General features: G+C 59.5%; 9 protein-coding genes and 1 pseudogene. 6 read left to right on the forward strand and 4 right to left on the reverse strand.

Annotated features, from left to right (window positions below):
• Window positions 1–183 precede the first annotated feature (183 nt).
• Window positions 184–1,566: an amidohydrolase family protein gene (locus OHL21_RS04955; RefSeq protein ID WP_263416143.1), complete on the reverse strand. Its 1,383-nt coding sequence runs from the start codon at window positions 1,564–1,566 to the stop codon at window positions 184–186.
• A 245-nt stretch (window positions 1,567–1,811) separates the two neighbouring features.
• On the opposite strand from OHL21_RS04955, the gene OHL21_RS04960 reads away from it, so the two are divergent.
• From OHL21_RS04960 to OHL21_RS04970, 3 genes are all read left to right on the forward strand, one after another.
• Window positions 1,812–1,940 carry a hypothetical protein gene (locus OHL21_RS04960; protein ID WP_263416144.1) on the forward strand — a complete coding sequence of 43 codons (129 nt, stop codon included), beginning with the start codon at window positions 1,812–1,814 and terminating at the stop codon, window positions 1,938–1,940.
• A 77-nt stretch (window positions 1,941–2,017) separates the two neighbouring features.
• Window positions 2,018–3,370 carry a DEAD/DEAH box helicase gene (locus OHL21_RS04965; RefSeq protein WP_263416145.1) on the forward strand — a complete coding sequence of 451 codons (1,353 nt, stop codon included), beginning with the start codon at window positions 2,018–2,020 and terminating at the stop codon, window positions 3,368–3,370.
• A 184-nt stretch (window positions 3,371–3,554) separates the two neighbouring features.
• The gene (locus OHL21_RS04970) at window positions 3,555–4,502 is read left to right on the forward strand and encodes a segregation and condensation protein A (protein WP_399257374.1); all 948 of its coding nucleotides are present in this window, start codon (window positions 3,555–3,557) and stop codon (window positions 4,500–4,502) included.
• A gap of 209 nt (window positions 4,503–4,711) precedes the next feature.
• Here the strand turns inward: OHL21_RS04970 and OHL21_RS04975 are convergent, their stop codons facing one another.
• The 3 genes and pseudogenes from OHL21_RS04975 to treS all read right to left on the reverse strand — a co-directional run.
• Window positions 4,712–5,434 (reverse strand): hypothetical protein, encoded by a 723-nt coding sequence (locus tag OHL21_RS04975; protein WP_263416146.1) that lies wholly within the window; start codon window positions 5,432–5,434, stop codon window positions 4,712–4,714.
• 44 nt (window positions 5,435–5,478) lie between these two features.
• Window positions 5,479–6,669 (reverse strand): hypothetical protein, encoded by a 1,191-nt coding sequence (locus tag OHL21_RS04980; RefSeq protein WP_263416147.1) that lies wholly within the window; start codon window positions 6,667–6,669, stop codon window positions 5,479–5,481.
• Window positions 6,670–6,821: 152 nt separating this feature from the next.
• Window positions 6,822–8,492 (reverse strand): annotated as a pseudogene (gene treS / locus OHL21_RS04985) (maltose alpha-D-glucosyltransferase); the annotation flags it as partial.
• A 270-nt stretch (window positions 8,493–8,762) separates the two neighbouring features.
• Here treS and treY point away from each other — a divergent pair.
• The 3 genes from treY to OHL21_RS05000 all read left to right on the forward strand — a co-directional run bounded on the left by treY (window position 8,763) and on the right by OHL21_RS05000 (window position 14,658).
• Window positions 8,763–11,408 carry a malto-oligosyltrehalose synthase gene (treY, locus tag OHL21_RS04990; protein WP_263416148.1) on the forward strand — a complete coding sequence of 882 codons (2,646 nt, stop codon included), beginning with the start codon at window positions 8,763–8,765 and terminating at the stop codon, window positions 11,406–11,408.
• 3 nt (window positions 11,409–11,411) lie between these two features.
• Complete coding sequence (gene treZ, locus OHL21_RS04995; RefSeq protein ID WP_263416149.1) at window positions 11,412–13,157, forward strand: malto-oligosyltrehalose trehalohydrolase; 1,746 nt, start codon at window positions 11,412–11,414, stop codon at window positions 13,155–13,157.
• Window positions 13,158–13,434: 277 nt separating this feature from the next.
• On the forward strand, window positions 13,435–14,658 hold the full coding sequence (locus OHL21_RS05000) for a DUF5666 domain-containing protein (RefSeq protein WP_263416150.1): 1,224 nt from the start codon (window positions 13,435–13,437) through the stop codon (window positions 14,656–14,658).
• The last annotated feature ends 50 nt before the right edge of the window (window positions 14,659–14,708 follow it).

Here is a 14,708-nt window from a genome sequence, read left to right on the forward strand (position 1 = left end):
CTCCCGTCCTCGTGACTACTTGAGCCAAACTCGCCCGCAGCCGTGGTTGTGGGAAAGAGGGAAACAGCTTCACCGTTTTCCGCCTTTTCCAACAACCTTTCCTTGACAATCCAGACAGTCGCTGAGCGTTCGGGGTTCCTAGTGAACTTGTTCGCTGGGGTGATTCAGCGAAGACCGCTTGTTTTACTTCGTCGCCAGTTCACCGACGCGCTGCCCGTTGTGCCACACGCCGACAATCTTTTGAGTGTTTTCGATCTGCGTCAGCGGATCGCCATCCAGCACCAGAAGGTCCGCTGTCTTTCCAACCGCGATGGTGCCGGTATCAGCCTGGTGCAGCATAGCCGCCGATTTTGAAGTGGCAATGGTGATGGCCTGCATGGGAGTAAGTCCGGCCTGCACCATCAGTTGCAACTCACGATGCTCGCTGACTCCGGGAATGCGTACAGGCTGCGCTCCGGCATCGGTACCGAAGCCGATATTCACGCCTGCCTCTGCAACGCGGCGAAGATTCTGCATCGCGATGGCGAGATCCTGCCGCTTGATGATGGTGCCACGGTCAGCAGCGATTTTGCCTTCATAGACTGCGTCAGCAAGGCGAGCCGAAAGCTCCGGACCTGCGGCCAGACGGACAAACGTACCATCCAGAAATTCCGGATGATCCAGATAGGTGAAGGTAGACTCGTCGGCGGCGAGCGTTGGAATGTACCAGGTGCCCTTGGCCTTCATCGCGTCAATCAACTCCTGGTCTACACCGGTATCACGAACGGAGTGCGCCAGAATATTCACGCCGCTTGCGACCAGATCCTTGGCGTCGGCCAGGTAATAGACATGTGCTGCAACCGGAAGCTGGTGCTGGTGAGCTTCATCGATGACAGCCTTGTAAATCGCGGGATTCATGCTTGGGCGTGAGCCGCGCAGTGAATCGACCCAGACCTTGATGACATCGACCTTCTGCTTCGCCATCGCGCGGACGGCTTCACGCGCTTCTTCCGGATTCTTGACGCGATAGATGGCATCGTCTTTTACCGTAAGGGGCGGAGCTCCGCCTTCAATGGCAATGCCGCGGCCGGCGGTGAGCAGACGTGAGCCACCGATCAGGCCCTGGCGCTGACGTTTGCGCAGATCGTAGACCAGGTCGGGATTCAGGCCGAGGGAGTTGACAGTGGTGACGCCGTAGCGCTGGTACAGATAAAGCTCCCCCACCACATTGGCCTCGGTGTAGGCGTCGGCTGAGCCTTCCGCCTTGTCGTGCCGCACCAGGCCAAGGTGCGCGTGGCCATCGATCAAGCCGGGAATCACAGTCTTGCCCTTCCAGTTCAGCTCTTCCGCGTGTCTGGGAGTGCTGATCTGCGCATTGGGGCCTATGGCGACGATCTTCTTTTTGTGGATGACAATCGCCATGTCCTCCATGGGCGCGGCGCCTGTGCCATCGATGATGCGCACACCGCGGAGCACGGTGTTATCTGGAATGGGATGGGTGTTGATGTGGTACTTCTCGCCTGCCAGGGCGGCTGTACTGATGCATCCTAAAGCGGCCAGGGCAAAAAACCGCAGGACTTGCTTCATTTCGGACCTCGCTTTGTGTCCCTTCTTGATCTAAAAACTTCTGATGCTCCATCGGATAGATTGGCCTCAATTAGTTAGGACGCTAGAGCATTTTCCCTGTAGGTGTAGAGTAGGGCTTCCGCATCTATGGGCGTTTTCCGCAATGAAAACGCCGCTGCACACCCCTTCCGGGATACCCAGCAACAGGGAAAATGCTCTACGCATGGTACCCTTGAAGAAGAGGTTGTGGATGGGGAGCGCCGCAGGTGCCGTGGCCAGAGACCAGCACAACCGGAGCTGTAGCGCAGTTCTTACTCTGGCTTGGATGGAAGGCAAAGGCCTTCCTCGCCATGTTGCACAGCACGCGTCCCGCGGACGATGGGTTTCTTACGTAAAACGCAGTGCTGCTCTACCGGTTGGCCCTTTTGTGCCACCGCTGCGTTCAAGACACCACACCCGTAAAGGACATTTTTTGACAACACATTCCACTGACTCAAAACACAAGGTGCACTTCTCCGATTTCGCGATCTCACCTGAGTTAAAACAGCGTCTTGATGTAGCAAAATTCATTACTCCCACCCCCGTACAGGCGGGCGCCATTCCTCCAGCTCTGGAAGGCAAAGATGTGCTTGCCACTGCCGCCACCGGCACCGGCAAGACACTCAGCTTTCTGGTGCCCCTGATTCACCGCATGGAGACACAGCCACCCGCGGCCGGCGTGAAAAAGCCGGTGCGCGCGCTGATCCTGTTGCCTACGCGCGAGCTGGCTATGCAGGTGATCGAGAGCTACGCGAAGATCGAGCCGGCGGCCAAGAAGGACTCTGTCCTGGTTGTCGGTGGCCTCAGTGAGGGCCAGCAGCTCGACCAGCTTCGTCGCGGTCCGCGCCTGGTGGTCGCAACCCCGGGACGTCTGGAAGACTTTCTCAAGCGCGGCGAGGTCAGCCTGAAGCACGTTGAGATGCTGGTGCTCGATGAGGTCGATCGCATGCTCGACATGGGCTTCCTGCCCTCGATTCGCCGTATCGTCGGTGCGCTTCCGCGTCAGCGCCAGACCATGTGCTATTCGGCCACGCTGGATGCCAATATCGAGCACATCCTGTCGGACTATGTGAAGCAGCCGGTCCGCATCAAGATCGGAACGACCAGTAAGCCCACTGAACGCGTCACGTTGCGGGCCATTGTCGTGATGCAGGATCAGAAGCAGGCGCTGCTGGATCAGGAACTGAAGGAGCACGAGGGCAGCTTCCTCGTCTTCTCGCGCACCAAGCATGGGGCCGATCGCATCTCGCGCAAGCTGCAAAAGCTGGGACACGATGCCACTGTGATTCACGGCGACCGTTCGCAGTCGCAGCGTACGGCCGCGCTGAAGAGCTTTGCCGATGGCAACCACCGCGTCCTGGTGGCGACCGACGTGGCAGCGCGCGGTATCGACATCTCTCACATTGCACACGTGGTGAACTACGACCTGCCCAACGCCTCTGACGATTTTGTGCACCGTATCGGCCGCACGGGACGTGCGGGCGCAACGGGCACCGCGACCACCTACGTGATGCCGCAGGAGCGCCAGGAAGCCCGGAAATTGGAGCGGGAACTGGGATTTGCCTTCAACTGGATCGAGGCCGACCACAAGGCGCTCGAAAAAGAAGAGCGTAATCGGCCGGTTGATCTGGCGAATCTGGACCTGGGCAACATCGATGCTCTATTGGCTCTGGAGAACCGTAGCTGGAAGAGTGATGGCGCCGCCCCGCCTGCGCCGGGCGGAAATGGGGGCGGTGGCCGTCGCAAGCGTCCGGGTAACCGTTCTGGCGGTCGTCGTCGCCGCTAGAGCATTTTCCCTGTAGGTGTAGTGTAGGGTTTCCGCTTCTATGGGCGTTTTCCGCAATGAAAATGCCGCTGCACACCCTTTCGGGATACCCAGGAACGGGAAAATGCTATAACTGCCGCGGATCAAAGTGGGAGGAATTTCCCCCCACTTTTTCCGCCGTGGGCAACGACCTAAAATAAAACGAATGCCGGAAGAGACCATCACCGAGGCGACGCAGGCTCCTGCGGCCGAGACCGCAGGTCAGAACCCTGATCTGGGTCCAGATCAAGGGCCAGCTCAGACAATGGCTGAGCCTGCAGCAGCCGCTCCTGCGAAGGCGGACCCCAAGCGCCCTGACCCCGCGAAGGAAGAGGCATCGCAGTCGCCGTTCTCCATCCTTGTCGGGCAGGTCTATGAGGGGCCGCTGGATCTGCTTCTGGACCTTATCCGCAAGCAGTCCATCGATATCTACGACATCCCGATCGCGAAGATCACCCAGCAGTTCCTGGCCTACTGCGAGCACATCAAGCAGACCGACGTGGATGCTGCGGGCGAGTTCATCTATATGGCTTCGCTGCTGATCCATATCAAGAGCAAGATGCTGTTGCCGCGCGAGGCCGCTGAGGTCGCCGCCGGCGAGGCAGAAGATCCCCGCCGCGAACTGGTCGAACGCCTGCTGGAGCACGAGAAGTTCAAGGCCGCGGCGCAGATGCTGTTGCAGAAGCAGCAGATCGAAGAGGCGGTCTGGACCAACCCGGGCCTGCGCGACTTCAAGCAGATCACCGAGGGCGACCGCGAGATCGCGGCCGATACGGTCGATCTGGTGCGTGTCTTCCAGGAGATTCTGGACCGCATGAAGAAGCGCCCGGTGCTGAACGTGGACGAAGAGTCCGTGACCGTGGCGCAGATGATCGACTATGTGAAGCGCCGCATGGTGATGGAAGACCATCCGGTCTCGTTGCGCAAGCTGCTGTTAAACACCCACTCGCAGCGCGCGCTTATCTGCATGTTCCTCGCCATGCTGGAGCTGGTGCGTCTGCAGGCGGTGCTGCTCCGACAGGGCGAAGCCTTCGGCGACATCATGATCAAGAAGGCAGACGACTTCGACAAGGTGATGGAAGAGCAGCAGGCCGTGCGGGACGATTGGCGATAGCTCTAAGCGGTTTCAATGGGTGGGAGCAGCAGGCTTCAGCCTGCTGAACTGCGATGTTTTGAGCCGGATTCACCGTTGGGCTGAAGCCCACGGCTCCCACTAGATTCGAGCTTCGCTCGAACACCCATGTCCTCGAGGGATACCACCCCAGCGAAACAAGTTGGCCTGGGACCTGACATGGGGCGCCGGCTTGACTCATCCAATAGCGCTCAGAAATGCCGTACCTTCGGCCGTTCCTGTGGCGGCGGTGTTGGGAACGCATCCTGTGGCCCCGTCTTCTCGAGCGAGCGTGAGACCATATCGCGCGATCCCAGACCGATGGCGAGCGACATCGTCAATACGATACCGCCGAACAGAATGCCGAAGGCCAGCGCGATGATACTGCCGCCGATCTCCAGGTGGTCCAGGATCATAGCGGCGGTGAGTACCAGCACCAGCCACTTGATGCCGAGCGAGAGGAAGCGGGCGTACTGCAGGCGCATATTGACCGCGCCGATCAGCACGGTGCGCGCCAGGAAGCGTGCGGCAAGATTGCCGATGAGGAAGATGACGATGGCGCCTACGGAGTGGGTCACGTAGGGCAGGAAGAAGGTCGTCATCTGATCCTTCGAGTCAGCCGAGACATCGAGCGTGGAGATGCCGATGATGCAGCCGAGCACAACGAATCCCCACAGCACGATGCGCGAGACCAGCAGCGTTGCCGATCGCCGTGGAGCGAAATCTGAGACGCTGGTAGGCGCCCCGGAGCTGATGCGTTCGTCAAACTTGATCGCTATGAGGATGCGGCGCACCACCCATGCCAATGCCGCACCGATCAGGGTGCAGATCAGGACCGCCAGCATTAACGCCAGCAGACCGGGCAGCAGGCTGGCCAGCCGCGACAGGACACGGTGGGCGGAGCCAGAGAGGGCCTCTTGAATCTGTTGCCACATCGCGTTGTCTCCTTTCGGTAACTCGTATCAATAGAAAACGTTGGTTATGGGGTGAAGCGGTCGGGCCAGCGCCAGCGCGAGACCAGGTATGGTTTATCGGAATCAAAGGCTGCGGCTAATGCTTCGATGTGGGCCTCTTTCCGTCCACCCAGGATGTAGCCCGCCACCCATGCCAGATACAGCGGCGTCAAAGCGCCCAGAAGGTGTGCGCGGTTGATGGTGCGCAGCCTCCAGGCCAGCAGGAAGTCGTACACAATGCGCACCCACAGCGCATCGGGCATGACGAAGTTCTGTTCCTCCAGAACCGAGAGCTTCTTCAGGCCGAGAAGAGAGTTCGGCGGCAACACGAGCGACCAGATCTCGGAAAGGTTCTTGTAACCGATGCGGAAGGTCTCAATCATGGTGGTGACGTCAGGCTTGTGGGACTCCCCACTGAAGACCAGAGGCTCACTGCCGATTACCGTTGCCTGTGTCCTTGCACGCTGCCAGTAGGTGGCTCGGGTCTCCACATCGGAGAAGAGTGAGCCGGCCACTATGGTCAGCAACTGGGTAAGATCGGTAACCTCGGGGACCGGGAACGATCGCGTATCCATCGTGACTTCCTGCGTGTTGTAGCCGGCGGTTGCGGCTTCCCCTACAGGCCATAGCAGGGCATCGTTCTGGTTGGCTGCGGTGCATCGCTGCGCTGTCGCGGCCAGGCGCTCCGCCATGCGCATGGAGAATGCCAAATCGAGAGGCTGGGGTGTATGTACTTTGATGGAGAACAACGCCCGCGTGACCGGCGCCAGGATGATGTTGTTCACCAGGGCATCGTAGGGCGACATCGTGTAGCGCGGAAGCACCAGATCGGTATCATTTTCCATCGCGACGGTGACCATGGCTCGCAGGTTTTGCGGCGCCAGCGTCCATGATTCCGAGCCCAGCATAAGGCAGCGCGGAGCCTGATACTCGCTCATCATCTTGTAGGCGTTGAGATACTCCGCGGCCGTGTGGATCCAATGTATGGGAGGAATGGCGGCGGTGGGAGTGACGGCGACGGTCGAAAACGGAAGGTCGGTAGATTCCCCTCCCCCGGGATACGCAACAAGTACCGGCAGGCCGGCGAGGACAGGGCGCAGATGGCCGAAGGCGGCGCGTAATTGCTCGCTATCAAGCGGCGGCAGTGCAAGCAGGAGTGCAGGCGCGGTTGCCTGGGAGGCGTTGGTCGAAGGTTGAGGGGCGGCGGTCGTAGACATCGTGCTCTCAAGCAAGTTTAGTTGCTGACACGACCCGGATCGTTACCTGTTTCGGGAGGTCCCTGCACTTCTTCTACCGGATGTCCTACGGGCTCGGTAATCAGCAGCAGATCGCGGGCCGGTTCGTGCTGCTGCTGTTGGGTTACCTTCTCCGGCTGTTCCGGCTGTGGAGGCGCCGGCTGCAGCTCCAGCCAGAAAAAGCTGTAGGGCGCCAGCGTCAAGGGGTATGGAGCATCCGTAATGATGGGAAAGGGAACGTAGCCCACCATCTCGACCGGCATCAGCCCGGCAAAGCGTGACAGGTCCAGAGAGACCGGTTGCGCGAAGCGCGACAGGTTGGCGACGCAGAACATGCGCTCGCCATCATACTCCCGGATGTAGGCCAGCACCTTGCGGTTATCCGGAGTAAGAAATTCAAGCGATCCGCGGCCAAAGACCTGGAAGAGCTTGCGCAATGCCACCATGTTGCGAGTCCAGTGCAACAGGGAAGAGGTGTCCGTCTGCTGGGCCTCCACGTTGATGGTCTGGTAGCCCCATACCGGGTCCATGATCACGGGCGAATAGAGCTTCTCCGGATTCGCACGGGAAAACCCGGCATTGCGATCTCCCGACCACTGCATCGGGGTGCGGACACCATTGCGGTCGCCCAGGTAGATGTTGTCACCCATGCCGAGCTCGTCGCCGTAGTAGATGATGGGTGTTCCCGGAAACGAAAGCAGGATCGAGTTAAGCAGCTCGATGCGGCGGCGATTGTTGTCCACCAGCGGCGCCAGGCGCCGGCGAATGCCTACATTGATACGCATGCGCGGATCGGCCGAGTACGCCAGGTACATGTAATCGCGTTCGTCATCCGTCACCATCTCCAGCGTCAGCTCATCGTGATTGCGCAGAAACAGGCCCCACTGGCAGTTATCCGGAATGGGAGGCGTGCGCGTCATGATGTCGGTGATCGGAAGTCTGTCTTCCTGCCGCAACGCCATGTAGATGCGCGGCATCAGGGGAAAGTGGAAGCACATGTGGCACTCGTCGCCATCGCCATAAAACGGACGGACATCGTCGGGCCACTGGTTGGCTTCCGCCAGCAAAAAGCGGTTCGTGTATTCGTTATCGATGATCGCGCGGATCCGTTTGATGATGACGTGGGTTTCGGGTAGCGCATCACAGCGCGTGCCCTCACGTTCGATGAGATAGGGAATGGCATCCAGACGGAAGCCGTCGACTCCGAGGTCAAGCCAGAAACGCATGGCTTTGACCACCTCGTCAAAGACGAGCGGATTGTCGAAGTTGAGATCCGGCTGGTGATGGAAGAAGCGGTGCCAATAGAACATGCCAACTTCGTCATCCCAGGTCCAGTTGGACTTTTCCGTGTCCTTGAAGATGATCGGTACGCCCGGATACTTCTTATCGGTGTGCGACCAGACATAGAAGTCGCGTTCCACGGAACCCTCCGGAGCTTTGCGTGCACGCTGGAACCACGGATGCTCGTCGCTGGTGTGATTGATGACGAGCTCGATCAGTACCTGGATGCCGCGCCTGTGCGCCTCACTCAGGAAGAGCTTGAAATCCTCAAGGGTGCCGTATGCCGGATGGACAGCGGTATAGTCTGCGATATCGTAACCGTCATCCCGCAGCGGGGAAGGGAAAAACGGTAGAAGCCAGATGCAGGTAATACCGAGGTCCTGCAAGTAGTCAAGCTTGGAGACAAGCCCCGGAAAATCGCCGATGCCGTCGTGGTTGGAGTCGCAGAACGCTTTGACGTGCAACTCATAGATGATGGCGTCTTTGTACCAGAGAGGATCGTTTGCGCTTCCGGCCTTCTTCACTGGGGGTCGTGCCTCGTTCATGACGTTCACTCCGTTGGATGCCGTCTGACGTCATCACGTTACGGCGGGTTGCCGGTGCTGCCGGAAGTGCCGGGCAATTGTCCTATAGATCCATATGCAGGCTGCTGATTTTCCACATTGTCTTCTGTGGTGGGCGGCCTATCCAGTCGTGGAGGCATCCAACCCCGGCAGAGAAATTGGCTTCTTAAGGAGCAGACCATCAAGTGTGTCCCAAGGACCGAGACATGCCATCACGGAAAGTAGAGAAGAATGGCCCGCATCCCCACGTCCACTTATCGTCTGCAGTTGCATGCAGGCTTCGACTTTGACCACGCGTCCGCCATTGCGGACTACCTGCACGATCTAGGTATCAGCCATATTTACTGTTCGCCGTATCTGCAGGCCGCCCCCGGGTCCATGCACGGCTACGACGTTGTCGATCACCAGACGGTGAACGAGGAGCTCGGAGGTATCGAGGGCCACGGACGCCTGCGCTGGCGTCTGGGCGAACTTGGCCTCGGGCAGATCCTCGACATCGTGCCAAACCACATGGCGCTTGGGCCGGGAAACCGGCTCTGGTGGGACGTGCTGGAGAATGGACCGGCGTCACGCTACTCGACGTGGTTTGACGTCAATTGGCATCCGGATGAGGCCAAGCTGCAGAACAAGGTGCTGGTGCCGATCCTTGGCGACCAGTACGGCAAGGTCCTTAGCGATCGCCAGATTCAGGTTGCACGCCGGGGTGCGGGCTTTGTCGTGCTCTACATGAAGAACGAGTTTCCCGTGGCGCCGCGCTCGCTCTACGGCCTGTTGCTGCGCGCCGCGGAGTATGCACGTAGCGATACGCTGAGCTTTATCGCCGACTCGTTTGCCCGCTTGCCTGCACCGGAAGCCACTGACCGCAGTGTCGCCGTCAACCGTCACCGTGACAAAACGGTCATCTACGCTCTGCTTGAACGCCTATGCGCTGAAGACGGCAACATCTGCCGTTCGATCGATCAGGCCGTAGCGGATATGAACAACAACATCGATGCCCTGGACGATCTGCTGAACCAGCAGAACTATCGCCTTGCCTACTGGCGTACGGCCGATCAGGAGCTTGGTTACCGGCGCTTCTTCGATGTGAATACGCTCATCGGCCTGCGTGTCGAGCGCGAACATGTCTTTGAAGAGACCCATGCATTGATCCTGCAATGGTTGAAAGATGGCGTGCTCGATGGTGTTCGCGTCGATCATCCCGACGGCCTGCGCGATCCCGAGGGATACTTCCGGCGTTTGCGCGAACAGGCTCCCGGTGCGTGGATCATCGGCGAGAAGATTCTTGAGTCAGGTGAGTGGCTGCGGCAGGAGTGGCCCATTCACGGCACCAGCGGATATGACTTCCTGAATGTGTGTAATGGTTTGCTGGCGTACGGCCCCGGTCTAGAAGAGATGACCACCATCTACTCGGACTTCACGCATGAACCCGTCGACTTTGACGATGTGGCGCATGAGAAGAAGCACCATGTCACGCAGGAGGCGCTGGGATCGGACGTTAACAGATTGGCGGCGCTGTTCGTGGAGATCTGTGAGAACAATCGCGATCGCCGCGATACAACCCGCGCCGAGATTCGCCGCGTCATTCGCGAGGTGGCAAGCTGCTTCCAGGTCTACCGCACCTATGTCGCTACCGATCGCGACACCATTACCGATGAAGACCGTTATCGCATCTGGCAGGCCATTAACCAGGCCAAGCGTCGCCGTCCCGATCTTGACTCGGGTCTCTTCGATTTTGTCGGCGATGTTCTTACGCTGAAGGTGCGCGGCTTCCGCGAGAATGAGTTCGTCATGCGCTTTCAGCAATTCACCTCGCCGGTCATGGCCAAGGGCGTGGAAGATACAGCCTTCTATACCTATAACCGCATGATCGGATTGAACGAAGTCGGCGCGGACCCGGCGCACAACGGCTTCAGTGTGGAAGAGTTTCACAGCTACTGTACGACCATGCAGCAGACGCATCCGCAGACCATGACGACGCTCTCTACGCACGATACAAAACGAGCTGACGATGTGCGTGCGCGTCTGGCGGTACTGACGGAGATTCCGGCGCGCTGGCGCGCCGCATTGAACCGCTGGTCCCGCATGAATATTGATTTCCGCGGTGAGCGCTATCCCGACCGCAATACGGAGTACTTCCTCTATCAGACGATGATCGGTGCGTGGCCGATCGATAAGGAGCGTCTGACGGCCTACATGGACAAGGCCATGCGTGAGGCCAAGCAGCACACCACCTGGACGAACAATAACCGTGAGTACGAGGATGCACTGCATCGCTTCATCGAACGGATTCTCGAGCATCAGCCTTTTCTGAGCGAGCTGGAGCAGATGGTGGAGCGTGTCCGCGAGGCCGGATGGATGAACTCGCTGACGCAGACCTTGCTGAAGTACACGGCGCCGGGTGTGCCCGATCTCTATCAGGGAGGAGAGCTTTGGGACTACTCGCTGGTCGACCCCGACAATCGCCGGCCGGTGGATTACGATCTCCGCCGCCGTCTCCTGCAGGAGGCACAGTCGCTCTCTCCCGAAGAGATGATGGAGCGCAGTGAAGAAGGTCTGCCGAAACTTTGGCTGATTCACAAGTTGCTATGGCTGCGGAAGGAACACTCGGAGTGGTTCGGACCAACCGCGGCCTACACGCCGCTCGAGGTGCAGGGGCCCAAGGCAGCCCATATCATCGCGTATCTGCGGAATCACAGTGTCATCACACTGGCTCCGCGATGGCGCATTAAGCTTGGGGATAGCTGGGCGGGCACAACGGTCGAGGTTCCCGAGGGCCGCTGGAAGAATGTACTGACCGGCGAGATCGAACATGGCGGACGGCAGAAGACCGCCAGCTTTCTGCAGCGCTTTCCTGTGGCGCTGCTGGTGCGGGAGTAGAGCATGCATCGATTTGAAGTCTGGGCACCGCGCGCCTCACGTGTCCGTCTGCACATTCATAACGAACTTCGCGAGATGCAGCCGCCGGCAAGTGTGGACGATCATGGCTGGTGGAGGCTGGACGTTTCCGATGCCGGTCCGGGAACCCGATATGGCTTTGCTGTGGGTAATGACGATCAGCCATGGCCTGACCCGCGATCGTTGTGGCAGCCGGATGGCGTTCATGGCCTCTCCTGCGTTTATGATCACGCCGCCTTTGCGTGGACTGATAAGGGGTTCCAGGCGCCGCCACTCTCAAGCGCCGTCATTTACGAGCTGCATATTGGCACCTTTACATCGGAGGGCACGCTGGACTCTGCAATCGCGCGGCTCGATTACCTGGTCGAGCTGGGTATTACCCATGTGGAGCTACTGCCTTTGGCTGCGTTCGCAGGCGCCTTTGGCTGGGGATATGACGGTGCAGCGCTGTATGCCGTGCATCAGCCATATGGTGGACCGGATGCGTTAAAGCGTTTCGTAGATGCGGCTCACGGCAAGGGCCTGGCCGTGCTGCTGGATGTGGTTTACAACCACTTCGGCCCGGTAGGGAATTACACCGGAAAATTCGGTCCGTATCTGGTTGACACTCATCACACACCCTGGGGCGGCGCTGTGAACTTTGAGGAATGGGGCGCGGACCAGGTACGTCGCTTCTTCCTCGACAACGCGCTGATGTGGATGCGCGACTTCCATATGGATGGCTTACGTCTGGACGCCGTCCACGCGTTCGTCGACCGTTCTGCTATCCATGTTCTGGAACAGCTCGCGACTGAAGTTGAACATCTCAGCTCCGCGATCGGGCGGCAGCTCACGTTGATTGCCGAGAGTGACCTGAATGATCCCCGTGTCGTGACTTCGCGCGAAGCAGGCGGTTACGGCATCGATGCGCAGTGGAGCGATGATTTTCACCATGCGCTGTTCACTGCGATTGCTCCACAAGAGACACGTGGTTACTACGAAGACTTCGGTGGCCTGGCAAAGCTTGCCAAAGCGCTGGAAGAGACCTTCGTCTACGATGGCATCTACTCGCGTCATCGCAACCGTATCCACGGACGACCCGCTGGTGCGCTGGACCGGCATCGTTTTGTGGGCTATATCCAGAACCACGATCAGGTAGGCAATCGCGCCCAGGGCGACCGGGTTGCAGCGATTGCCGGGATGGATCGTGCACGTGCCGCCGCAGCCCTGGTGTTGCTGGGACCGTTTGTGCCGATGCTCTTTCAGGGGGAGGAATGGGCTGCGTCCACACCCTTCCTTTACTTTGCCGACCATGAAGATCCTGGGATGGCCCAGGCGGTCAGCGAGGGCCGGCGGCGTGAGTTCTCGGCGTTTGGATGGAAGCCGGAAGATGTACCCGATCCTGTCGAACGTGCGAGCTTCGAGCGCAGCCGCCTCCGTTGGGAAGAGACGGAGATTGGGGAACATGCACAGATGCTTGCCTGGTACCGGGATCTGATCCGGTTACGGCGATCCCTGCCGGAACTCGAGGATGGTGCGCCGGGAGCCTGCCGCGTCGAGTTCGATGACCAACAAGGATGGCTCATGATGCATCGGGGAAAGGTTACGGTAGCGGTGAATCTGGGTGATCAACAGGTGCGTCTTCCAGCCCCATTGGTTACCGAACAGATTCTCTCGTCCGGCACATGTATCCTCCAGGGCGGTACACTAACGCTGCACGATGGGGCAACGGCCGTTCTGCGGCGCGATTAGAGCATTTTCCCTGTGGGTGTGGTATAGGGCTTCCGCATCTGATGGGCGTTTTCCGCAACGAAAACACCCCTGCGTGTCCCTTCCGGGATATCCAGCAACAGGAAAACACTCTTAGACGAGCGCTTCCCCGGAGGTTTCAGCGTAATTTCCCCAGAAATTTCGTGAAACTTCGGCGACGGTTCGACCGTAATCCCTGCAGACTCCCCAACTGCAGTGCGGCACGCAGGATTTTTTGTGCGAAATAGCCGACTCTGCGTGGATCGTCGAGGATTTGGCTATGTTCGCAATCAAGAGAGATTTTCTGGCGACCCTGTTCACCGCGACCGCGGTGGTGATGACCGTTTCGCCCTGCGCTGTCGCGCAGAATGCATCGGCGCTCGGCACCGTAAAGAGTGTCGATGGCAAGACGGTGACGGTGGCGACAGACAAGGGAGCAACGGTGACCGTAACCCTTGGTGACACCACCAAGGTGGTGCAGCTTGCTCCTGGAAGCACTGATCTGAAGACCGCCCAGCCGGCCGCAGTTTCGGATATCGCTACCGGAGATCGCGTGCTTGCCAGCGGCCCTGGTGATGCTTCCGCGATCACAGCTGTTCGTGTGGTTCTCATGAAGTCTGGCGATATCGCCCAGCGCAATGCGGCGACCCAGGCGGACTGGGCTCGCCGTGGATCGGGTGGCCTGGTCAACGCGGTGAACGGCAGCTCTATCTCCATCAAGCAGGGCCAGAAGGTTGTCGAGATCACAACGACACCGAAGACCATCTTCCGCCGGTACGCGGCCGATTCGGTGAAGTTCGAAGACGCCAAACCCGGCACGCTGGCTGACATCAGGCCAGGCGATCAGCTTCGCGTACGTGGCGAGAAGAACGAAGACGGCACCACGATTGCAGCCGATGAGGTCGTGAGCGGGGCCTTCCGCAACCTGGCGGGCACGGTGACCAGCGTGGATGCAGCCGGCGGCAAGATTGTTCTGAAAGATCTCGCCAGCAAGAAGAACGTCACGGTTATGGTGACCTCAAATTCGGATTTCCGGGCATTGCCACCACAGATGGCGGCAATGCTTGCAGCGCGTGCTCGTGGAGCGCAGCCCGGTGCTCCGGGTGGCGGCGCCGGTGCAAATGGCGGAGGAGCTCCTGCTGGTGCACCTCAAGGTGGTGGTGCTCCGCAGGGAGTGGGGCGGCCGGCGGGCGGTGGTGAAGGCGCCAGCGGTATGGGCCCTGGTGGTGCAGGTGGTGGACGTGGTTTTGGTGGGCCGGGTGGTGGTGGACCTCGTGGCGACCTGGCATCGATGTTGTCGCGTCTTCCAACGGGTGAGCTGGCAACGGTGAAGAACGGCGATGCACTGATGATCGTCGGCACCGGCGCAGCGAATGCGGACACCGTTACGGCGGTGACCATGTTGAGCGGAGTTGAGCCGATCCTTGCCGCGCCGAACGGAGCCAGTTCCATGAACCTGGCGCCGTGGAGCATGGGCGGCGGAGCAGGCGGGGACGCGCAGTAAGTAGAAAAGCAAACGAACGTAGTACGAACTGTTTTTGAGTGGGGCACTTG

This window comes from Terriglobus albidus, assembly GCF_025685425.1.
Taxonomy (GTDB): Bacteria; Acidobacteriota; Terriglobia; order Terriglobales; family Acidobacteriaceae; genus Terriglobus; species Terriglobus albidus.